This window comes from Paractinoplanes durhamensis (assembly GCF_016862175.1).
GTDB lineage: Bacteria > Actinomycetota > Actinomycetes > Mycobacteriales > Micromonosporaceae > Actinoplanes > Actinoplanes durhamensis.
On the sequence record NZ_BOML01000049.1, the window covers coordinates 20,657 to 40,688 of the forward strand.

18 protein-coding genes are annotated in these 20,032 nt (G+C 72.3%); 13 read left to right on the forward strand and 5 right to left on the reverse strand.

The window, feature by feature from the left end; translation table 11 throughout:
• Nucleotides 1–10: 10 nt before the first annotated feature.
• The 6 genes from Adu01nite_RS30030 (at nt 11) to Adu01nite_RS30055 (ending at nt 5,569) form a co-directional block, all read left to right on the forward strand.
• Nucleotides 11–1,159, forward strand: a complete 1,149-nt coding sequence (locus tag Adu01nite_RS30030) for an NAD(P) transhydrogenase subunit alpha (protein ID WP_203731672.1) — start codon at nt 11–13, stop codon at nt 1,157–1,159.
• Nucleotides 1,156–1,440: an NAD(P) transhydrogenase subunit alpha part 2 gene (locus Adu01nite_RS30035; RefSeq protein ID WP_203731674.1), complete on the forward strand. Its 285-nt coding sequence runs from the start codon at nt 1,156–1,158 to the stop codon at nt 1,438–1,440. The genes Adu01nite_RS30030 and Adu01nite_RS30035 overlap by 4 nt, the downstream gene beginning before the upstream one ends.
• Entirely contained in the window at nt 1,437–2,807 is a 1,371-nt protein-coding gene (locus Adu01nite_RS30040; RefSeq protein WP_203731676.1) for an NAD(P)(+) transhydrogenase (Re/Si-specific) subunit beta, read from the forward strand. The genes Adu01nite_RS30035 and Adu01nite_RS30040 overlap by 4 nt, the downstream gene beginning before the upstream one ends.
• A gap of 103 nt (nt 2,808–2,910) precedes the next feature.
• Nucleotides 2,911–4,077, forward strand: coding sequence for an alpha/beta hydrolase-fold protein (locus tag Adu01nite_RS30045; protein ID WP_203731678.1), 1,167 nt, complete (start codon nt 2,911–2,913; stop codon nt 4,075–4,077).
• A gap of 11 nt (nt 4,078–4,088) precedes the next feature.
• A complete protein-coding gene (locus Adu01nite_RS30050; RefSeq protein WP_203731680.1) occupies nt 4,089–4,967 on the forward strand; it encodes an ABC transporter ATP-binding protein in 879 nt (292 codons plus the stop codon).
• Entirely contained in the window at nt 4,964–5,569 is a 606-nt protein-coding gene (locus Adu01nite_RS30055) for a hypothetical protein (RefSeq protein ID WP_203731682.1), read from the forward strand. Before Adu01nite_RS30050 ends, Adu01nite_RS30055 begins: the two co-directional genes overlap by 4 nt.
• Here the strand turns inward: Adu01nite_RS30055 and Adu01nite_RS30060 are convergent.
• From Adu01nite_RS30060 to Adu01nite_RS30070, 3 genes are read right to left on the reverse strand one after another with little or no spacing between them, the layout of a single operon-like run.
• Nucleotides 5,566–6,942 carry an acyl-CoA synthetase gene (locus Adu01nite_RS30060; protein ID WP_203731684.1) on the reverse strand — a complete coding sequence of 459 codons (1,377 nt, stop codon included), beginning with the start codon at nt 6,940–6,942 and terminating at the stop codon, nt 5,566–5,568. The genes Adu01nite_RS30055 and Adu01nite_RS30060 overlap by 4 nt on opposite strands.
• Before the next feature lie 22 nt (nt 6,943–6,964).
• A complete protein-coding gene (locus Adu01nite_RS30065) occupies nt 6,965–8,149 on the reverse strand; it encodes a helix-turn-helix domain-containing protein (RefSeq protein ID WP_203731686.1) in 1,185 nt (394 codons plus the stop codon).
• A 36-nt stretch (nt 8,150–8,185) separates the two neighbouring features.
• Nucleotides 8,186–9,034 (reverse strand): oxidoreductase, encoded by an 849-nt coding sequence (locus Adu01nite_RS30070; RefSeq protein ID WP_203731688.1) that lies wholly within the window; start codon nt 9,032–9,034, stop codon nt 8,186–8,188.
• Nucleotides 9,035–9,136: 102 nt separating this feature from the next.
• Here Adu01nite_RS30070 and Adu01nite_RS30075 point away from each other — a divergent pair, with 102 nt between their 5' ends.
• Together Adu01nite_RS30075 and Adu01nite_RS30080 are read left to right on the forward strand one after the other, a co-directional pair.
• A complete protein-coding gene (locus Adu01nite_RS30075) occupies nt 9,137–9,991 on the forward strand; it encodes a helix-turn-helix domain-containing protein (protein ID WP_203731689.1) in 855 nt (284 codons plus the stop codon).
• Nucleotides 9,992–10,015: 24 nt separating this feature from the next.
• The gene (locus tag Adu01nite_RS30080) at nt 10,016–11,233 is read left to right on the forward strand and encodes a methyl-accepting chemotaxis protein (protein WP_203731692.1); all 1,218 of its coding nucleotides are present in this window, start codon (nt 10,016–10,018) and stop codon (nt 11,231–11,233) included.
• Between the two features lie 1,002 nt (nt 11,234–12,235).
• Here the strand turns inward: Adu01nite_RS30080 and Adu01nite_RS30085 are convergent.
• Together Adu01nite_RS30085 and Adu01nite_RS30090 are read right to left on the reverse strand one after the other, a co-directional pair.
• Nucleotides 12,236–12,412 (reverse strand): hypothetical protein, encoded by a 177-nt coding sequence (locus tag Adu01nite_RS30085; protein ID WP_203731694.1) that lies wholly within the window; start codon nt 12,410–12,412, stop codon nt 12,236–12,238.
• A 112-nt stretch (nt 12,413–12,524) separates the two neighbouring features.
• Nucleotides 12,525–13,124 carry a TetR/AcrR family transcriptional regulator gene (locus tag Adu01nite_RS30090; protein WP_203731696.1) on the reverse strand — a complete coding sequence of 200 codons (600 nt, stop codon included), beginning with the start codon at nt 13,122–13,124 and terminating at the stop codon, nt 12,525–12,527.
• Between the two features lie 61 nt (nt 13,125–13,185).
• On the opposite strand from Adu01nite_RS30090, the gene Adu01nite_RS30095 reads away from it, so the two are divergent.
• The 5 genes from Adu01nite_RS30095 to Adu01nite_RS30115 form a co-directional block, all read left to right on the forward strand.
• Nucleotides 13,186–14,349 (forward strand): acyl-CoA dehydrogenase family protein, encoded by a 1,164-nt coding sequence (locus tag Adu01nite_RS30095; RefSeq protein WP_203731698.1) that lies wholly within the window; start codon nt 13,186–13,188, stop codon nt 14,347–14,349.
• The gene (locus Adu01nite_RS30100) at nt 14,339–15,556 is read left to right on the forward strand and encodes an acetyl-CoA C-acetyltransferase (protein ID WP_203731700.1); all 1,218 of its coding nucleotides are present in this window, start codon (nt 14,339–14,341) and stop codon (nt 15,554–15,556) included. Before Adu01nite_RS30095 ends, Adu01nite_RS30100 begins: the two co-directional genes overlap by 11 nt.
• A complete protein-coding gene (locus Adu01nite_RS30105) occupies nt 15,553–17,568 on the forward strand; it encodes a 3-hydroxyacyl-CoA dehydrogenase NAD-binding domain-containing protein (RefSeq protein WP_203731702.1) in 2,016 nt (671 codons plus the stop codon). Before Adu01nite_RS30100 ends, Adu01nite_RS30105 begins: the two co-directional genes overlap by 4 nt.
• The gene (locus tag Adu01nite_RS30110; protein ID WP_203731703.1) at nt 17,565–18,641 is read left to right on the forward strand and encodes a CaiB/BaiF CoA transferase family protein; all 1,077 of its coding nucleotides are present in this window, start codon (nt 17,565–17,567) and stop codon (nt 18,639–18,641) included. The genes Adu01nite_RS30105 and Adu01nite_RS30110 overlap by 4 nt, the downstream gene beginning before the upstream one ends.
• A 214-nt stretch (nt 18,642–18,855) precedes the next feature.
• Nucleotides 18,856–20,032: methyl-accepting chemotaxis protein (locus tag Adu01nite_RS30115; protein WP_203731705.1), on the forward strand; the 1,177-nt coding region annotated here is incomplete at its 3' end.

A 20,032-nucleotide genomic window follows, 5' to 3' on the forward strand; every position in this document is an offset into this window, starting at 1 on the left:
TGGGATGCGGATGGCGACGGTCGGGGTGCTGCGGGAGACGGCGGGGCGGGAGCGGCGGGTTGCGCTCACCCCGGACGGGGCCGGTCGCCTGCGCAAGCAGGACGTCTCCGTGCTGGTCGAGGCGGGCGCGGGGAGCCGCGCCTGGTTCGGCGACATCGACTACGAGGGTGCCGGCGCGGTGGTGGTGACCCGCGAGCAGGTGTACGCCGAGAGCGACGTGCTGCTGTGCCTGCATCCGCCGGAGGACGTGGTTGCCGCCAGACCGGGCCAGCTGCTGGTCGGGCTGCTCGGGCCGCTGACCGACCTCGACCTGGCCCAGCGGCTGGCATCGGCGGGGATCACCGCGATCAGCCTCGACCTGCTGCCGCGCACACTGAGCCGGGCCCAGTCGATGGACGCGCTGACCTCACAGGCCAACGTGGCCGGCTACAAGGCGGCGCTGCTGGCGGCCGAGGCCTACGCCGGCTTCTTCCCGATGCTGATGACCGCGGCCGGCACCACCCGGCCGGCCCAGGTGCTGGTGCTCGGGGCGGGGGTGGCGGGGTTGCAGGCGATCGCCACCGCCCGGCGGCTGGGGGCGCTGGTCACCGGCTACGACGTGCGGGAGGCGGCGCGGGCCGACATCGCCTCGACCGGCGCCGCCGTGCTCGACGTGTCGGTGCCGAGGGGGGACGGCGAGGGCGGCTACGCCCGGACGCTGTCCGAGGACGAGGGCGCGGCCCAGCAGCAGGGCCTCGATGCGGCGATCCCGCGCTTCGACGTGGTGATCACGACCGCCCAGGTTCCGGGTGGGCCGGCACCGCGGCTGGTGTCCGGAAACGCCCTCGCCGGGATGCGCCCGGGCTCGGTGCTCGTCGACCTGGCGTCGACTGTGGACGGCGGGAACGTCGAGGGATCAATTCCGGACACCCGGGTGGTCACCGACGCCGGCATCACGATCATCGGGGCGGGGAATCTCGCGTCGACGGTGCCGGCGGCGGCTTCCACGGCGTACGCACGGAATCTGCTGGCCCTGCTCACCCAGCTGATGCCCCGCGGAGAGGTCGTTCTCGACCTCGACGACGACGTGCAGGCGGCGGTGGTCGTGACCCACGGCGGGCGCCTGGTCAACCCGCGGGTGCGTGCGGCGCTCGCCGACTTCAAGGAGATCCGTTCGTGAGTGCGCTGCTGCTGGCCGACGTGACCGTGTTCGTCCTGGCGCTGCTCGTCGGTTTCGAGGTGATCAGCAAGGTGCCGGCGACGCTGCACACGCCGCTGATGTCCGGCGCGAACGCCATCCACGGGGTGGTGCTGGTCGGGGTGATGCTGCTGGCCGCCACCGTCACCGGGATCGGCGGATATGTCCTGCTCGCGGTGGCCGCGTTCTGCGCGGCGATGAACGTGGCCGGCGGCTACGTGGTCACCGACCGGATGCTCGCGATGTTTCGGAGCCGTCGATGAACACCACGATCCACCTGGTCTACCTGGCCTGCGCGGTCAGCTTCGTGATCGGCCTGCACTGGATGAACGCGCCGGCCACCGCGCGGCGCGGCAACCAGATCTCGGCGGCCGGCATGGCGCTCGCGATCCTCACCACCGTCGTCGTGCTGGTGCGCGACCACACGGTCACCCTCGGCGCGGCGGTCGCCCTGGTCATCGGGTCGGCCGCGGGCGGGCTGGCCGGGCTGCTCACCGCCCGGCGGGTGCAGATGACCGCGATGCCGCAGCTGGTCAGCCTGTTCAACGCGGTCGGCGGCGGGGCGGCCGCGCTGATCGCGCTCGGTGACCGGACCGCGTCGGTGTTCGGCGTGCTCGACGTCGCGATCGGCGGGGTCACGTTCACCGGTTCGCTGGTGGCGGCGGGCAAGCTGGCCGGGCGCATCCCGGGCCGGCCGATCACCGTTCCCTTCGGCCGGTGGCTCTCCGCCGCCCTCACCGCGCTCGCCGCGGCGCTCGGCGTCTGGTTCGTCGCCGACGGCGGCAACCAGTGGCTGCTCGGCGGCGTCACCCTCGCCGCGCTGGCCGGCGGCCTGCTGCTCTCGCTGCCGATCGGCGGCGCCGACATGCCGGTGGTGATCTCGCTGCTCAACGCGTTCACCGGCACCGCCGTCGCGATGGCCGGGTTCGTCCTCGACAGCACCCCGCTGATCATCGCGGGTGGCCTGGTCGGGGCGGCCGGCGCGATCCTCACCAAGCTCATGGCCGACGCCATGAACCGGCCGATCAGCGCGATCATGGCGGGTGGTTACGGCACCGGCGACGCGGTCGCGGTCGCGACCGGTTCCGGTTCCGCGGCGGTACGGGAGATCACCGCGGACGATGCCGCGATCCAATTGGCGTACGCGTCGAAGGTCGTCATCGTCCCCGGCTACGGCCTGGCCGCCGCGCAGGCACAGCACGAGGCGGTCGCCCTGGCCGAGGCGCTGACCGAGCGCGGGGTCGAGGTCACCTACGCGATCCACCCGGTCGCCGGGCGGATGCCGGGGCACATGAACGTGCTGCTGGCCGAGGCCAACGCCCCCTATCAGCAGCTCAAGGACCTGGAGGAGAGCAACCCCGAATTTGCGCGTACGGACGTCGCGCTGATCATCGGCGCCAACGACGTGACCAACCCGGCGGCACGGCGCCCCGGCAACCCGGTCTCCGGCATGCCGATCCTCGACGTCGACAAGGCGCGCAGCGTCATCGTGCTCAAACGGTCACTCGGGCACGGCTATGCGGGCATCGACAACGAGCTGTACTCCGATCCGAAGACGGCGATGCTCTTCGCGGATGCGAAGGCCGGGCTGGGTGCGCTGCTGAGCGGGCTGCACGCGTACGCCGATTGACGGGCGACTCATCGATTTCAGTCACTTGACACCTAGTGATCAACTTGGAACGCTCGGTTGCTGGGAACGTTAACGGGGCCGGAATCGCGGGAGAACCGACGCCTTGCACAGTCCACGTCTCAGCAGCCTTCTGTCCGATTTATCCGACAAAGCCATCGAGGAGTTCTGGGCCGACACCGGCTCGCCGCTGATCGAGCCGGCCGGCGACGGCCGGACGCTCGTCACCTTCCTGTGGCGGGGCGAAGCGGTCAGCACCCGGGTGTGGTGGGGCTTCGACCTGCCCCTCGACCGGGTGCCCGGCACCGATCTGTGGCACGCGTCCTGCCCCCTGCCGCCGCAGTTGCGCACCACGTACTGCCTGGCGCACGGCGACGCCGACCGGTCCCCCGGCGACGACTCCGGGTTCGGCCCGACCCACGTCGACGCGGCCAACCCGCACCGGCTGCACTTCCCGGCCGACCCGGACGACCCCGGCGACCGGGACTGCTGGGTGTCGCTGCTGGAGCTGCCGGAGGCACCGCCCGAGCCGTGGACCGGGCCGCGCCCCGGCGTCCCGGCCGGCGACCTGACCGAGGTGGTGCTGCCCGGCACCGCCCTGGGCGGGCAGCGCCCGATCACCGTCTATCGCCCGGCCGGCACGAGCGCCGACGGCCTCGGCGTCCTGGTCGTCTTCGACGGCTTCCTGGCCCGGCACGTCATGCGCATCCCCACCGTCCTGGACAACCTGATCGCGGCCGGCCGGATCCCGCCGACGGTGGCCCTGTTCGTCAGCAGCTTCGAGAAGACCCGCGAACGCGACCTGGAACCGACCCCGCCGATCCACGAGTTCATCCGCCACGAGCTGATGCCGTGGGCGCGGCGGAATCTGGGCGCGGGCCGCGACCGGCGGGCGAACGTGATCGCCGGGGTGTCCCGGGGCGGGCTGGCCGCCGCCTACGTGGGCGCGTACGCGCACGAGGAGTTCGGCGCGGTGATCGCCCAGTCCGGCAGCTTCTGGTGGCCGGAGCCGGCCGCCGGTGAACCGGGCTGGCTGATCCGGCAGATCCCCCGCCATCCCCCGGCCGACGTGCGCTTCTACCTGGACGTCGGGATCCGCGAGACGTTACCGGGGCCGGGCGGCGCACCGGATCAACTGACCGTCGTCCGGCAGATGCACGAGGCCCTCAGCGGCCACGGCTACCCGGTCGACTACACCGAATACGTCGGCGGCCACGACTACGTGAACTGGCGCCGCACCTTCCCCGAAGGCTTATTGGCGGTGCAGCGCTAGAGTGCCCGACGATGATCGAGACCGATGAGCTCACGAAGGCCTACCGCAAGGTTCGCGCGGTCGACGGCCTCTCCTTCGCCGCGCAGGCCGGCCGGGTCACCGGATTCCTCGGCCTCAACGGCTCCGGCAAGACCACCACGCTGCGCATGCTGCTCGGCCTGACCCGGCCGACGTCCGGCGCCGCGCTGATCGACGGGAAGCCGTTCACCGAGCTGAGCAACCCGCTGCGCAAGGTCGGCGCGGTGCTCGAGCAGGGCATCAGCCACCCCGGGCAGAGCGGGCGCGCCCACCTCGTCGCGCAGGCGATGCTGGCCGGCACCGGCAAGGACCGGGTCGACCTGCTGCTCGACCAGGTCGGCCTGACCGACGCGGCGCACCAGCGGACCGGCGACTACTCGCTCGGCATGCGCCAGCGCCTCGCGGTGGCCACCGCCCTGCTCGGCGAACCCGAGGTGCTGATCCTCGACGAGCCGGCCAACGGCCTCGACCCGGAGGGCATCGCCTGGCTGCGCGGCCTGCTGCGGGCGCACGCCGAGGCCGGCGGCACGGTGCTGATCTCCAGCCACCTGCTCGCCGAGCTGGCCCAACTGATCGACGACGCGGTGATCATCGCGCACGGCAAGCTGCGCTACTCCGGGCCGCTCGACGATCTCTACGGCTCGGCGGCCGGGCGGCTGCGGGTGCGCGGCCGGGATCCGCAGGTGCTGTGGCGGGTCTTCGAGGAGGCCGGCGGGAAGGTCGGCACCGACGGCGCGGCCCTGGAGGTCGACGGGCTGTCCGCCGAGGACGCGGGCGAGGCGGCCTTCGCGGCCGGCGTGCCGATCTACGAGCTGTCCGCCGACGTGCCCAACCTCGAACTCCTCTTCCTCGAACTGGCGGCCGGCCGATGACCACTCTCCTCCGCAGCGAGCTGTACCGGATGGCGACGATCCGGTCGAGCTGGGTGTCGATCGCCCTGTTCGGCTTCCTGGCCGCCGCGTTCGGCATCCTCGACGCGCACTTCTGGGCGCTGTTCGCCGCGCTCGGCGCGTTCGGCATCGCGGCGCTCACCATCGCCCAGCACCACCAGCACCGCACGATCGCGTTGCTCTACCTGGCCCGGCCGAACCGCCTGACCGTGCTGTTCGCCCAGGTCATCACGACCGTACTCGTCTCCGAGGTCTTCGCCGTTCTGACCGGCATCACCGTGCGGCTCAAGGACGGCAACGGCCAGATCTTCACCAACACCCTGATCGTGGTGCCGGTGATGGCGGTGTTCGCGGCCGCGGTCGCGTCGATCGTGCGCCGGGCGTCGTGGATGCTGATGGGCTTCGCGGCGTGGTTCGTCATCGTCGAGGGCCTGGTCGGCAAGCTGGAGTGGCACCTGCCGATCTCGGCGTTCCTGAAGGCGGCCGCGGGCGACGGTTTCGGCCTGGAGGTCTTCATCGTCTGGGCGGTGACCGCCCTCGGCGTAGCGGTCCTCACCCTCCCCCGCGACCTGACCGGCGATTAGCCCTTCAGCCGGGTCTTCTGGACCTTGCCCATCGCGTTGCGCGGCAACTCGCCGACCAGGCGCACCGCGCGGGGGCGCTTGTGCGCGGCGAGACGCTCAGCGACAAAGGCGATCAGGTCGGATTCGGCGACGGCACGGCCGTCAAGCACGACGAACGCGGTGATGCGCTCGCCCAGGTCGGGGTCGGGCATGCCGATCACGGCGGCCTCGCGGACGGCCGGGTGCAGCAGCAACGCGTCCTCGACCTCGCCCGCGCCGACCCGGTAGCCGCCCGTCTTGATCAGGTCGGTGGAGGCTCGGCCGACGATGCGGTGCCAGCCGTCCGGGCCGATGGTGGCGACGTCGCCGGTCGCGTACCAGCCGTCGGTCAGCGGGGCCGGGTCGACGGCGCCGCCGCGCAGGTAGCCGTCGAACATCGTCGTGCCGCGCACCTGCAACTGGCCGATCGTGCTGCCGTCGGCCGGCAGCGCGGCGCCGGACTCGTCGACCAGGCGGGTCTCGATGCCGGTCAGCGGCAGGCCGACCTGGCCGGGGCGGCGGTCGCCGGTGGCGCGGGCGCTCACCGTGATCAGGGTTTCGGTCATGCCGTACCGCTCGACCGGCGCCTGCCCGGTCAGCTCGGCCAGGCTCCGGAAGACCGTGGCGGGGAGCGGGGCACTGCCGGACACCAGCAGGCGGGCCGGCGCCAGCGCCTTCGCGGCCGCCGGCCGCCCGGCGATCCGGGACCAGACGGTGGGCACGCCGAAATACATGGTTCCGCTGCTCTGGGCGTACGCCTCGGGCGTGGGCCGCCCGGTGTGGATGAGCCGCCCGCCGATCCGCAGCGGCCCGAGAGCCCCGAGGACCAGCCCGTGCACGTGGTAGAGCGGCAGGCCGTGCACGAGCGTGTCGGCGGCCGTCCACTCCCACGCCTCGGCGAGCGCGTCGAGGCCGGCGGCGATCGCGGCCCGGGAGACGACCACGCCCTTGGGCTTACCGGTGGTCCCGCTGGTGTAGAGCACGAGCGCGGGAGCCGCCGAAACAGGCTCGGCCGGAACAGTGGTCGCCCGCGCGGCCCGGCTGATCGGCACACCCTCGCCCGGCACGTCGGAGAGCAGCAGCGCGGCACCCGAGTCGCGGAGGATGTGCTCCCGTTCGAGCACCCCGGCGTCCGGCGGGATCGGCACCACCGGCACCCCGGCCAGCAGCGCTCCCGTGATCGCCGCGATCGTCGGCGCCCCCGGCGTCGCGTGCACCGCCACGATCGGCGCGCCCGCGATGTCCGCCGCGATCGACGCGGCCCAGCCGAGCAGGTCGTGCCGGGCGAACCGGCCCTCCGGGGTGACCAGGGCGTCGTCGAGATCGGCGGGGTCGAGCAGCGCGGTCAGCAGCATCCCCGCATCCTGGCATGTCGCCTCAAGCCACCTGCATCCGCTCGCACAACCCGCGCAGCTCGGATCCGCCGGTCTGCCGCCGGGCTCGTTCCAGCAGGGCGCGGGTGGTTTCCTGGACGACCGCCGAGGTGTGCACGTGCTGGGGTGCGATCCGTTCGGCGATGAGCAGGTAGCGGATCGCCTCCCGGTCCTTGCGCAGCCGGGCCAGCGCGCGGGCGGTGTCGGCGTAGTAGAAGACCTGCCGGAATCCGGCCGGGATGGCGGCCGGATCGGTGGCCCGGGCGACCTCGGCGGCGTGCCCGGGGTCGTCGCCGTCCACCTCGATGCCGACCTGCCAGATGCCGACGTTGGTCGGGCCGAACCACAGGCCCAGGGTGGTGGTCTCGCCGGTGCGTTCGGCCAGGCGCGCGGCCTCGGCGGTCCAGGCGCGGCTGTCGTCGCGGGCCCGGCTGTCGAAGGCGCAGATCAGGTGGAGGCTGCCGAGCACCTCGGCGCCGTCGCGGTGGCCGCCCAGCTCGTCGACCGCGCGGGAGGCGATGGCCAGGCCACGTTCGTACGATCCGCAGGAATTCGCGGCACCGGCGCGCGCGTACGCCGCGTACCCGGCAAGAACTTGATCTTCGGTTGCTTCGGCGGCGTCGCGGCAGCGTTCCGCGCCCAGCCAGGCCTCCGCGGGGTGGCCGAGGTTGCGCAGCACCGAGGAGGCGATGAAGGTGGCGCTGACCAGCATCCGCAGCGCCTCGGCCCGGTCCCGGCCGGCGGCCGCCGCGTGCAGGGCGCGCAACAGGTCCGCGGTCAGGCCGGCCGCACCCGCGTAGTCGCACGCCTGCCGCAGATCGTCGACGAGTGCCAGGGTGCGGGCCAGCTCGGCGACCGGCCGGGCCGGGACCGACGGCGGCTCGGCCAGATCGATGTCGACCAGAGCCTGCCGGACGCCGTTGACGGCGGCGTGCGCGGCCACCACCGCCCGGTCGGTGGCCGGCACCGGGGCGCCGGCCAGCTCGGCCGGAGCACATTCGAGGGCGGCCGAGATGTCGGCCAGCATGAACCGGTTGTCGGCCGCCTGCCGCCCGCGTTCGATGCGGCTCCAGGTGGCGTGGGAGATGCCGGCGCGGCCGGCGGCGTGCCGGATGCTCCAGCCGCGCAGCATCCGCCGCGCGTGGATACGGTCGCCGATGCTCGGATCGGCGGTGGGTCGTGGCGTCATACCCGGACCGTAACCGCGGCTAACCGACCCGGTGGGTCATGCCTGTACCGCATCCAGCTCCTCGACCACCGCGGCCGGCAGCTCCAGGTCGGCGGCGGCCATGTTCTCCCGCAGGTGGGCGACGCTCGACGTGCCCGGGATGAGCAGGATGTTCGGCGACCGCTGCAGCAGCCAGGCCAGGGCCACCTGCTTCGGGGTCGCGTCCAGCTTCGCCGCCACCGCGTCCAGGGTCGCCGACTGCAGCGGGCTGAAACCGCCCAGCGGCCAGAACGGGACGTAGCTGATGCCCTGCTCGCTCAGCGTGGCGATCAGCTGCTCGTCACCACGGTGCGCGATGTTGTACCAGTTCTGCACGGTGACGACCGGCGCGATCGCCTGCGCCTCGGCGACCTGCTCCGCACTGACCACGCTGAGCCCCAGATGCCGGATCAGGCCCTGCTCGCGCAGCTCGGCGAGCGCCCCGAACTTGTCGGCGATCGACCCCGGCACCGGCGTGTGCCCGTCGCTGCCGCCGCCGACCCGCAGGTTCACCACGTCGAGCGCGTCCACGCCCAGGTTGCGCAGATTGTCATGCACCTGCGCGGTGAGCTGCTCCGGCTCCCGCGCGTGCAGCCAGGCGCCGGTCTCATCACGCAGCGCACCCACCTTCGTGACGATCAAGAGATCTTGCGGGTACGGCGTGAGCGCGGCCCGGATCACCTGGTTGGTGACGTGCGGCCCGTAGAAGTCGGCCGTGTCGATGTGGTCGACGCCCAGCTCGACCGCGGTCCGCAGCACCGCGATCGCCTCGTCGCGGTCCTTCGGCGGGCCGAACACCCCCGGGCCGGCCAGCTGCATCGCGCCGTAGCCCATCCGATTCACCGTGCTCATGTTCTTCTCGGTCATGCACCCAGCCTCTGCTTCTTGCCGGCGGCCAGGCAGTACTCCGCCGATCCTGGGGGTGACAGGACCAGGATGCGTCCGCACCGGCGGCACTACCGTGGCGGCATGAGCGACAACGCGATCGGCGACTTCCTGCGCGCCCGCCGTGCCCTGGTGCAGCCGGCCGACGCCGGCGTCCGGGTCACCGGCGTCCGCCGGGTGGCCGGGCTGCGCCGCGAGGAGGTGGCCATGCTCGCCGGCATCAGCGGCGACTACTACCTGCGGCTCGAGCAGGGCCGCGACCGCAACCCGTCGCTGCCGGTGCTGGAATCCATCGCCCGGGTGCTGCAGCTCGACGACGACGCCACCGCATACCTGTTCGGCCTGGCCGCCCCCAAACCCCGCCGGGCCCGCCGCCCCCGCAAGGAGACCGTGCCGACCGGCATCCGGCAGATGCTCGACGTGCTCGGCCTGCCCGCGTTCGTCGAGGGCCGCTACTTCGACGTGCTCGCCGCCAACCCGCTCGCCACCGCGCTGTCACCCCACCTGCAGCCCGGCCGCAACCGGATGCGGTCGGTCTTCCTCGACCCGCAGGAACAGGCCCTCTACCCCGACTGGGACCGCGACACCGCCACCCTGGTGGCCGGCTTCCGCGAATCCGTCGGCACCGACACCGACGACCCCCGGTTCGTCCAGCTGGTCGGCGAGCTGTCGCTGGCCAGCGTGCAGTTCCGGCAGTTGTGGGCGCGGCACGACGTGCAGAGCAGGGAGGGCCGGCCGACCCGGCTCGACCATCCGTCGGCCGGCGAGCTCACGCTGCGCCGGGAGAAGCTCGCCATCGGCGGTACCGGCGGCCAGATGCTCGTCGTCTACCACGCCGAACCGGGCACCAGCAGCGCCGACCGGCTGGCTCTCCTCGCTTCCGAGGCAGCCCCTCGACCTCTAAAGCAGCCTGCCGGGGAACCGATGAATACGCCGTAGTCGTCCCCCCGGAACGGAGCGTCCATGTCACCCCTGATCTGGCTATGGGCGTCTCTCACCGTGCTGGTGGCGGCCGGCGCGTATCTCGCCGGTTCCCGCCGTCAGCGCGGACGTGACCTGCGGGCCTTCGAGACCGGGATCGCCGAGCTGGCCCCCGTGTCACCCGCCGCCGGCGCCCTCACCCTCAGCAACCTGCACGAGCGGCTGAGCGACCTCGGCGCCATGCTGCACGAGCGGCAGGCCGAGGTGGAGCAGATGCGCGCCGACCGCGAGGACCAGATCCGCGAGGCCGAGCAGGAGCAGCGCCAGGTCAACGGCCGGCTGCGCCGCCGCGCCAAGGAAGCCATCGACGACACCGGCTACGTCATCGGCGAACGCCTCCGCGACGTCGTCGAGCAGGTCGGCGCGGCCCGCCAGGCGGCCAACGCCACCCACGAGCGGGTGTCGGTGACCAGCGCGGCCGCCGCCACCATGGTGCGCCGGGCGCGCAGCGCCGACGAAGCGGCCACCGCCCTCAACGACAGCCTCCACCAGGTCGCCGGCATCGCCAGCGTGATCAGCGAGATCGCGTCGCAGACCCGGATGCTCGCCCTGAACGCCACCATCGAGGCGGCCCGGGCCGGCACCGCCGGCAAGGGCTTCGCGGTGGTAGCCGCCGAGGTGAAGAACCTGGCCAACACGACCGCCGACTCCACCGACAAGATCGCCGCGACGATCGCCACCCTGGAGGCCGACGTCCTCCAGATGGGCGGCACGCTGACCGCGATCGTCCAGGACGTGGACGAGATCGAACAGGCGATGGGCCTGCTCGACGGCATCGCCGACGACCAGCACCAGATCGTCGAACGCCTGAACACGACGGTCGACGCCACCATGATCCAGATCCAGGACCTGTCCGAGGTGGCCGAACGCCTGGAACGCCGCAGCGCCGACCGCCTGACCGCCTCGGGCGGCGTGCGGTTGCGGGTGCCGTCCCGGCCGGAGCCGGTCGCCGGCCGCCTGACCGACCTGAGCTCGGGCGGCCTGGGTTGCGCGGTCCCGGCCCGCACGCCGCTGTCGGTGGGCGACACGGTCCAGGTGCAGACCGAGCTGAACGGCGTCGCGGTCAGCATGACCGGCCGGGTGGCCCGCCGCCGCGAGCTGGGCGAGGAGATCGAGCTGGGCCTGGAGCTGACGGACGTCGGCGCCGACGCCCGCCGCCAGATCGAGACGCACATCAGCCGAGCCTTCGAAAACGCCTAGAGAGCTCCCGCGATCGCGGCCCAGCCAGCCCAGCCCGCAAGGCACCCAGCCCGCAAGGCACCCACCCGCGCCCGCAAGGCGGACCGCTCGGCCCGCAAGGCAGACCGCCCGGCCCGCAAGGCAGACCGCCCGGCCGAACTTCCTGGAAATCGGGGCCTCCACCCGCTGCCGAGGCCCCAACATCCAAGATGCTGGGACGGCCCCCGCGCCCACGACCCCGACCGGGCCAGCACATCCGCACCCGCTCCGACCATCGGAAGACCACCCCAGGCCGGCCGTCGGCCACCGCCCCGGCCAGCCCGGCCCGGGCGAGGTCACGCCCGAGGGCCGACGCCCCGGTCTGCAGATCGAGGCATCCGAACCGCCCGCGGTACCGGTGCAGCGCCGCCATCCCGGCCGCGAGCTCCCGCGAGGCAACGTTCGTCGCCCCAACGTTCGGCCCGCCAACGCTCGTAGCCCTAACGTTCGGCCCACCAACGTTCGGGCCGCCCAACGCTCGTCGCCCCAACGTTCGGGCCATTAACGTTCGGCGGGCGAACGTTAGGGTCACTAACCTTTAGGGCATCGACGTGTGGCCGGGTCGCCGCCGTTAAGGCTGGGTCTAAAGGTGAGGTCGAGGTTGAGGGTGGGGACCCCCGCGTCGCTGCAGCGATCGCCGAATCCGGTGCATCTGCGCTGGTCAGAGGCCAGCTTGAGGGTGGAGTCGAGGTTGAGGGTTGGGGGTTTGCGGGCGGCCGGATGTCGAGCGCTGCCCGTACCGCCAGTAGGTCGGCCAGGGCGGCCCGACGCCGGTTTCCGCGGCGCGTGAAGACCCCCCGCGCGGCGGCTGCCACTCTCCCGCCGCCGGGGGACGGCCCGCGAGCAGGGCCGCCTCCGCTCTTCCCGGTAGTGCTTCGGCCCGGGTGTGCTCCTGGCCCAACGACGCGGCGATGGCCACGGATGCGGCCAGGTCCCGGTCGGCCTCGGCGAACAAGCCCGCCGCCACCAGCGCACGTCGAGGACCTACTGGGCGTCGACGCCGGGCGCGGTCACCGGGACGATCAGGCGCGATCCGGCCGTGCGGACCGGGGCGCCGAGCGGCCGGTCGAGCTGGTTGGCCTGCCGGATGTCGTTGAGGCGCTCGACCTCTTTGTCGTCGTCGGTGTCGAGCGTGAACGTGTCTTCGCTCCAGTTGCGCATGTCGCCCGGCTCCAGGCGTGGCGTCTACTCGGCCACCTCTGAGGTGGCCTGATGGGGGTGCGCAGATACCCATCGTGTCGAGCCTTGCGGGCGAGCACCGTCACCCGGACGGTCACGCGTCGGGGAACACCTGGTCCACCATGGTCAGCAGCGTGGCGGTGAGGAGTTTGTGCACCTGGGCGCGGGTGAGGTCGCCGCGCTGCAGCCATTCCCGGGCGGTCGATGTCGCAAGACCGACATAGGAGCGGGCCATCGCGTGCAGGGCGCGGCTGCGCACCGGCAGGCCGACGGCGGTGAGCACCCGGTCGGCGGCGATGTCGACGGCCTCGCTGATGACCCGGTCCACGTCGTCGTCGCCGGCCATCCCGCCCGCGGTGATCGCGCCGAGCCAGGACGTCGAGTGCCGGGACACCACGTCGAGGAACCAGGTGGCGATGGCGTCGGCGCGGGTGGTCAGGTCGGCCGGCGGCAGCAGCGTGAGGGCCGAGTCGGGCACGGTCAGCATCACCCGGATGACGTCCAGGTACAGCTCTTTCTTCGTACCGAAATAGTGGTTGACCAAGCCGCGGGCGACGCCCGCACCGCGCGCCACGTCGCCGGTCGAGACGTCGGCGTAGCCGCGTTCGCCGAACAGGCGGACCGCGACCAGCAGGATCTGCTCGCGCCGGGCGTCCGGCTCCAGCCGGCGGCGCTGGCCCACGTCGACACTCACGAAGTGGACCTTACGGCACGCGGCTTGTTGACACACTGCCAACAAGCCGTAAGAGTGAGGCATGCCAACTCCCGGACTGGACGGCTATATCCCGTCGTGGCACAAGCCGGAGCACGACGACCTCGCCGAGCTCGCGCGGAACTTCTTCGCGAAGGAGGTGCTGCCGCACGCCGAACGCCTGGAGCGGCAGGGTCACCCCGATCGCGAGCACTACCTCAAGGCCGGTGAGCTCGGCCTGCTCGGCCTGTCGGTCCCGGAGGAGTTCGGCGGCGGTGGCGGCGACTTCACCCACGAGGCGGTGATGCTGCACGAGCAGCAGCAGGTCGGCGAGGGCAGCCTCGGCCTGGCCGTGCACTCCGGCATCGTCACCGGCTACCTGGTGCACTACGGCACCGACGAGCAGAAGCGGCGCTGGCTGCCCGGCCTGTGCAGCGGCGAGCTGGTCGGCGCGATCGCGATGACCGAGCCCGGCGGCGGCTCCGACCTGCAGGCCATCCGCACGAAGGCGGTCCGCGACGGCGACGACTACATCGTCACCGGGTCGAAGACGTTCATCACCAACGGCGGCCTCGCCGACCTGGTCATCCTGGCCGTCAAGACCGACACCAGCCAGGGCGCCGCCGGCATCAGCCTCGTCGTGGCCGAGGTTTCCGCGGAAAAAGAGGGGTTCCGCCGGGGGCGGCTCCTCGACAAGATCGGGCTGCACGCCAACGACACCGCCGAGCTGTTCTTCGACGACTTCCGGGTGCCGGCGGCCAACCTGCTCGGCAGCGAGGGCGGCGGCTTCTTCCAGATGATGCAGCAGCTGCCGCAGGAGCGCCTGGTCATCGGGGTGGGCGCGGTCTCCGCGATGCAGCGGGCGGTCGAGCTCGCGGTGGCGTACGCGAAGGAGCGCACCGCCTTCGGCAAGACCGTGTTCGCCCACCAGAACACCCGGATGGTCCTCGCCGACTGCGCCACCCGCACCCGCGCCTCGCGGATCTTCCTGGACGACTGCATCACCCGGCACGCCCGCGGTGAGCTGGACGTGCCGACCGCGGCGATGGCCAAGCTGTGGCTCACCGAGGGCCAGTGCGAGGTGGTCGACAAGTGCCTGCAGATCTTCGGCGGGTACGGCTACACCACCGAATACCCGATCGCGAAGATGTACGCCGACGCGCGCGTCCAGAAGATCTACGGCGGCACCAACGAGATCATGAAGGAGCTGATCGCGCGTGTCCTCTAGCAACGACGCTTTTGTGTACGACACGGTCCGCACCCCGCGCGGCCGGGGCAAGGACACCGGCGCGCTCCACGGCACCAAGCCGATCACCCTGGTCGCGGGCCTGATCGACGCCCTGCGCGACCGGAATCCCGGCCTCGATCCGGCAGCGATCGACGACCTGGTTCTCGGCATCGTGACCCCGGTCGGCGAGCAGGGCGGTGACCTCCCCCGCGCCGCCGCACTGCTGGCCGGCCTCCCGGAGACCACCGCCGGCGTGCAGCTCAACCGCTTCTGCGGCTCCGGCCTGGAGGCGGTCAACCAGGCCGCCGCCCGCATCCGCTCCGGCTGGGAGCACCTGATCCTGGCCGGCGGCGTCGAGTCGATGTCGCGCAACCCGATGGGCTCGGACGGCGGCGCCTGGTTCCTCGACCCGGAGACCGCCCTGGCGACCGGCTTCGTGCCGCAGGGCATCAGCGCCGACCTGATCGCCACCATCGAGGGCTTCAGCCGCGACGACGTCGACGGCTACGCGCTGCAGTCGCAGGAGCGGGCGGCCAAGGCCATCGCCGGGGGTCTGTTCGGCCGCTCGATCGTGCCCGTCCGCGACCCGAACGGCCGGACGATCCTGGCCGCCGACGAGCACCCCCGGCCGGATACCACCCGCGAGGGTCTGGCCCGGCTCAAGCCGGCCTTCGGCGCGATCGGCGCGGCGGCCGGCTTCGACGCGGTGGCGCTGCAAAAATACCACTGGGTCGAGAGGATCAACCACGTCCACCACGCCGGCAATTCGTCCGGAATCGTGGACGGTGCGGCGTTGGTCGCGATCGGCAGCGAGAGGCTGGGCGAGAAAATGACCCCGCGTGCCCGAATTGTCGCAACGGCGGTGACCGGCGCCGACCCGACGATCATGCTGACCGGCCCGATCCCGGCGACCGAGAAGGCACTGGCGATCGCCGGCCTCACCACCAAAGACATCGACCTCTTCGAGATCAACGAGGCCTTCGCCGCCGTCGTCCTCAAATACCAGCGCGACCTCGGCCTCGACCCGGAGAAGGTCAACGTCAACGGCGGCGCGATCGCCCTCGGCCACCCGCTCGGCGCGACCGGCGCGATGCTGCTCGGCACCGCCCTCGACGAGCTGGAACGCCGCGACCAGCGCCGCGCCGTGGTCACCCTGTGCATCGGCGGCGGCATGGGCGTCGCCACCGTGATCGAGAGGCTCTCATGATCCGCTACGAGCGCGCGACGGACGGGATCGTCACCCTCACCATCGACGACCCGGACCAGTCCGCGAACACGATGAACCTCGCCTACGCGGCCGCGATGACCGCCGCGGTGGACCGCCTCGAGGCCGAGCGCGAGGATGTCACCGGCGTGATCGTGACCAGCGCGAAGACGACGTTCTTCGCCGGCGGCGACCTGCCGATGATGAGCCGGGTGACCGAGGCGGACGTGCCGGCGCTGTTCGAGCTGCTCGGCACGATCAAGCGGGACTTCCGGCGCCTCGAAACCTACGGCCGGCCGGTGGTGGCCGCGATCAACGGCGCGGCGCTCGGCGGCGGCCTGGAGGTCGCGCTCGCCTGCCACCACCGGATCGCCCTCGACGCCAAGGGCACCCGGCTCGGCTTCCCCGAGGTCACCCTCGGCCTGCTGCCCGGCGCGGGCGGCGTCACCCGTACGGTCCGGATGCTCGGCATCGCCCCGGCCCTGATGACCTGGCTGCTCACCGGCCGGCGCTGGAAGCCGGCCGACGCGCAGGAGAACGGCCTGGTCGACCAGGTCGCCGCCACCGAGGCCGAACTGATCACCCTGGCCCGGGAGTGGATCATCACGCACCCGGACGCCGCCCAGCCGTGGGACCGCCCCGGCTACCGGATGCCCGGCGGCACCCCGTCCAGCCCGAAACTCGCCGCGCAGCTGCCCGCCTTCCCGGCCACCCTGCGCAAGCAGCTCAAGGGCAACCGGATGCCGGCCCCGGAGGCGATCCTGGCGACCGCGGTGGAGGGCGCCCAGGTCGACTTCGAGACCGCCCAGCTGATCGAGACCCGCGGCCTGGTCAAGCTGCTCACCGGGCAGATCGCCAAGAACATGATGGGCGCGCTCTTCTTCGACCTGCGCGCCGTCAACGGCGGCCTGGCCCGCCCGCGGGTCGAGGTCCTGCCGGCCACCAAGGTGGCGGTGCTCGGCGCCGGCATGATGGGCGCCGGCATCGCCCAGGCGTGCGCCCGGGCCGGCCTGCCGGTGGTCGTCAAGGACGTGACGCCCGAGCTCGCCGCCCGCGCGGCCGGCCCCGGCATCGTCACCACCGCCGACGTCGACGACCTGCGCGGCTGCGACGTCGTGATCGAGGCCGTCTTCGAGGACCCGGCGCTGAAGGCACAGGTGTTCGCCGAGGTCGAACCGGTCCTCGCGCCCGGCGCGCTGCTCGCCTCCAACACCTCCACCCTGCCGATCACCGGCCTGGCCGGCACCGTCGGCCGGCCCGCCGACTTCATCGGCATGCACTTCTTCTCCCCGGTCGGCAAGATGCCGCTGCTGGAGATCGTGGTCGGCGAGAAGACCCGGGACGAGGCGGTGGCCCGCGCCTTCGACCTCGGCCGGCGGATCGGCAAGACGCCGATCGTGGTCAACGACGGCCGGGGCTTCTTCACCAGCCGGGTCATCGGCCGGTTCATCGACGAGGCGATCGGCATGGTCGCCGAGGGGGTGCCGGCCCCGTCGATCGAGCAGGCCGCGCTGCAGGCCGGCTATCCGACCGGGCCGCTCGCCCTCGCCGACGAGGTCAGCCTCCTGCTCGTCCAGCGGATCCGGCGGCAGTTCGAGGCGGCGGCCGGCGATGGCTTCGAACGGCTGCCCTCGCACGACCTGGTCGATCGGCTGGTCGACGAGCATGACCGCCCCGGGCGTGCGGGCGGTCGCGGCTTCTACGCGTACACCCAAGAAGGCAAGCGCGACGGCCTCTGGGACGGCCTCGCCCAGCTCGCCACCGACGAAGGCCGCGCCGTTCCGTTCGATGATCTTCGCGACCGGTTCCTGTTCGCCGAGGCCCTGGACGCGCGGCGCTGTCTCGCCGAAGGCGTGCTGCGCACCGAGGAGGACGGCAACGTCGGCTCGATCCTCGGCATCGGCTACCCGGCCTGGACCGGCGGGGTGCTGCGGTTCGCGGCTCAGCACGCCGACTTCCGCGGACGCGCTCTGGAGCTGGCCAAGCGCTACGGCGACCGGTTCGTGCCCGCATGAGCGGCCCGCTGGCCGGGATCCGGGTCGTCGAGCTCGCCGGGCTCGCCCCCGCCCCCTTCGGCTGCATGATCCTCGCCGACCTCGGCGCCGACGTGATCCTCATCGACCGTCCCGGTGGCCAGGGCATCGCCCCGCCGCCGGGCCCGTTGCAGCGCGGCCGCCGCTCCCTGGTCCTCGACCTGAAGACCGAAGCCGGCGTCACTGATCTGCGACGCCTGATCGAGCGCGCCGATGTCCTGGTCGAGGGCTACCGCCCCGGCGTCGCCGAACGCCTCGGTTTCGGCCCGCAGGACACCGAGAAGATCAACCCCAGGCTGGTGTACGCCCGGATGACGGGCTGGGGCCAGGACGGGCCACTCGCCGCGCGCGCCGGCCACGACATCGACTACATCGCGATCGCCGGCGCCCTCGAACCGATCGGGCGCGCCGGTGCGCCGCCGCACGCCCCGCTCAACCTGATCGGCGACTTCGCCGGCGGTGGCATGCTGATGACCGTCGGCATCCTCGCCGCCCTGCTCGAACGGGAACGCTCCGGCCGTGGCCAGGTCGTCGACGCCGCCATGGTCGACGGGTCGGCGCTGCTCATGACGTTCATCCACGGCATGAACGCGGCCGGGCTGTGGCCGTTCCCGCGCGGCGAGAACATGCTCGACGGCGGTTCCCCGTTCTACGACACCTACCGGACGTCCGACGGGGGTTTCCTGGCCGTCGGCGCCCTCGAACCGCCGTTCTACGCCGCCCTGCTCACCGGCCTCGGCCTCGACACCGAGGACCTCCCGTCCCAGCACGACCGGGACGGCTGGCCGGTGCTGCGCCAACGCTTCGCCGAGGTGATCGGCTCGCGGACCCGCGACGACTGGGCCGCGGTGTTCGCCGGCAGCGACGCCTGCGTGGCGCCGGTCCTCTCCCCCGCCGAGGCGCCGGACCACCCGCACAACCGGGCCCGGAACGCGTTCGTCGAGGTCGGCGGGATCGTCCAGCCGGCCCCGGCGCCCCGGTTCGGCCGCACCCCGCCGCCGACCCCGGCGCCGGTGACCGAAAGCACCGTCGACGAGGTCCTCGGCAGCTGGTAATCGCTCAGATGGGCCGGGCGGGAGCCGATGCTCCCGCAGACTCGACGAACTCACCAGGATCGCCGACGTCGCGATGGACGAGGACAAGGCGATGTCCCGCCGCTGATCATGTTTTGTTGCTTTGCGGTTGCCGCCCTCAGGTGATGGGCCTCACCACCGATCGTGGTGGCATTCGACGACCGCGAAGCAGCGGCCTGAGCAGAGGCAGAGTCACATGCGGAGACTGCACGACATCGGTGTCGCCAAGCGCCTGGGCCTGATCGTGGGCATCGGGGCAGTACTCCTGGCCGCGCTGGCCGGCATCAACCTCTACGGCCAGAGCAAGATCGCCACGCAGAGCCGGACCATCACCGGGCTGCAGGCGGGCCTCGCCGCCCTGCACCACCTGGACACCCGGCAGAGTGAGCTCAAGGTCGACGCCTACCGGTCGCTGCTCGGCCAGGACGTCACCCAGGACGTGGTCGACGACGTGCAGTCCTCGGTCGAGGCCGCCGACGCGGTCGCCGCCTCCGGCCTCTCCGCCGACCTGCAGGCCAACTTCACCAAGATCCGCCCCGACTTCGTCGATTTCAGCGCCTTCATCACCGACTTCACCAACGCCGCCAAGTCGAACCGTGCCACCGCGGTCAAGAACATCGCGCAGATCGCCGAGCGCAACCACGTCACCGACGACGAGCTGGGTGCCCTGACCGACGCCACCACCGCGGCCGCCGAGCAGGAGCAGAAGGACATGGACTCGGCGGTCGCGTTCACCCGTACGCTCGCCCTGGTCGTGGCCGGTCTCGGCCTGCTCCTGATGATCGGCCTGGCGATCCCGCTGGTCCGTTCGATCCTCAAGCCGGTCCGCCGGCTCGGCGTCGTCATCGACGCCCTCGCCGCCGGCGACCTGACCGTCCGCAGCGAGATCACCAGCGGCGACGAGCTCGGCTCGATGGCCGCCAACCTGGACCGCACCCTCGACAAGCTGCGCGGCTCGATGACCACCATCGCCGCCGACGCCGACATGCTCGCCAGCGCCTCCTCCGAGCTGTCCGCGGTGGCCGGCACCATCGCCGAGGCGGCCGGCAACACCAACGCCCAGACCGCGTCGGCCGCCGCCGAGGCCGACGAGATCTCCCGCAACGTCCAGTCGGTCGCGGCCGGCTCCGAGGAGATGGGCCTGGCCATCCGGGAGATCTCCCGCAACACCAGCGAGTCCGCCCAGATCGCCGCGATCGCGGTGAACGAGGCCGCCCGGGCCGGCGAGGTCATCCGTCAGCTCGGCGAGTCCTCGGCCGAGATCGGCAACGTCATCAAGCTCATCACCTCGATCGCCGAGCAGACCAACCTGCTCGCCCTGAACGCCACCATCGAGGCGGCCCGGGCCGGCGAGATGGGCAAGGGCTTCGCGG

What these genes read in the sequence shown, in the direction of transcription:
- Adu01nite_RS30030 (WP_203731672.1), top strand. Translation starts at nt 11, where the DNA reads ATGGCGACGGTCGGGGTGCTGCGGGAGACGGCGGGGCGGGAGCGGCGG.
- Adu01nite_RS30040 (WP_203731676.1), top strand. Translation starts at nt 1,437, where the DNA reads ATGAACACCACGATCCACCTGGTCTACCTGGCCTGCGCGGTCAGCTTC.
- Adu01nite_RS30050 (WP_203731680.1), top strand. Translation starts at nt 4,089, where the DNA reads ATGATCGAGACCGATGAGCTCACGAAGGCCTACCGCAAGGTTCGCGCG.
- Adu01nite_RS30055 (WP_203731682.1), top strand. Translation starts at nt 4,964, where the DNA reads ATGACCACTCTCCTCCGCAGCGAGCTGTACCGGATGGCGACGATCCGG.
- Adu01nite_RS30060 (WP_203731684.1), bottom strand. Translation starts at nt 6,942, where the DNA reads ATGCTGCTGACCGCGCTGCTCGACCCCGCCGATCTCGACGACGCCCTG.
- Adu01nite_RS30065 (WP_203731686.1), bottom strand. Translation starts at nt 8,149, where the DNA reads ATGACGCCACGACCCACCGCCGATCCGAGCATCGGCGACCGTATCCAC.
- Adu01nite_RS30070 (WP_203731688.1), bottom strand. Translation starts at nt 9,034, where the DNA reads ATGACCGAGAAGAACATGAGCACGGTGAATCGGATGGGCTACGGCGCG.
- Adu01nite_RS30075 (WP_203731689.1), top strand. Translation starts at nt 9,137, where the DNA reads ATGAGCGACAACGCGATCGGCGACTTCCTGCGCGCCCGCCGTGCCCTG.
- Adu01nite_RS30080 (WP_203731692.1), top strand. Translation starts at nt 10,016, where the DNA reads ATGTCACCCCTGATCTGGCTATGGGCGTCTCTCACCGTGCTGGTGGCG.
- Adu01nite_RS30085 (WP_203731694.1), bottom strand. Translation starts at nt 12,412, where the DNA reads ATGCGCAACTGGAGCGAAGACACGTTCACGCTCGACACCGACGACGAC.
- Adu01nite_RS30095 (WP_203731698.1), top strand. Translation starts at nt 13,186, where the DNA reads ATGCCAACTCCCGGACTGGACGGCTATATCCCGTCGTGGCACAAGCCG.
- Adu01nite_RS30105 (WP_203731702.1), top strand. Translation starts at nt 15,553, where the DNA reads ATGATCCGCTACGAGCGCGCGACGGACGGGATCGTCACCCTCACCATC.
- Adu01nite_RS30110 (WP_203731703.1), top strand. Translation starts at nt 17,565, where the DNA reads ATGAGCGGCCCGCTGGCCGGGATCCGGGTCGTCGAGCTCGCCGGGCTC.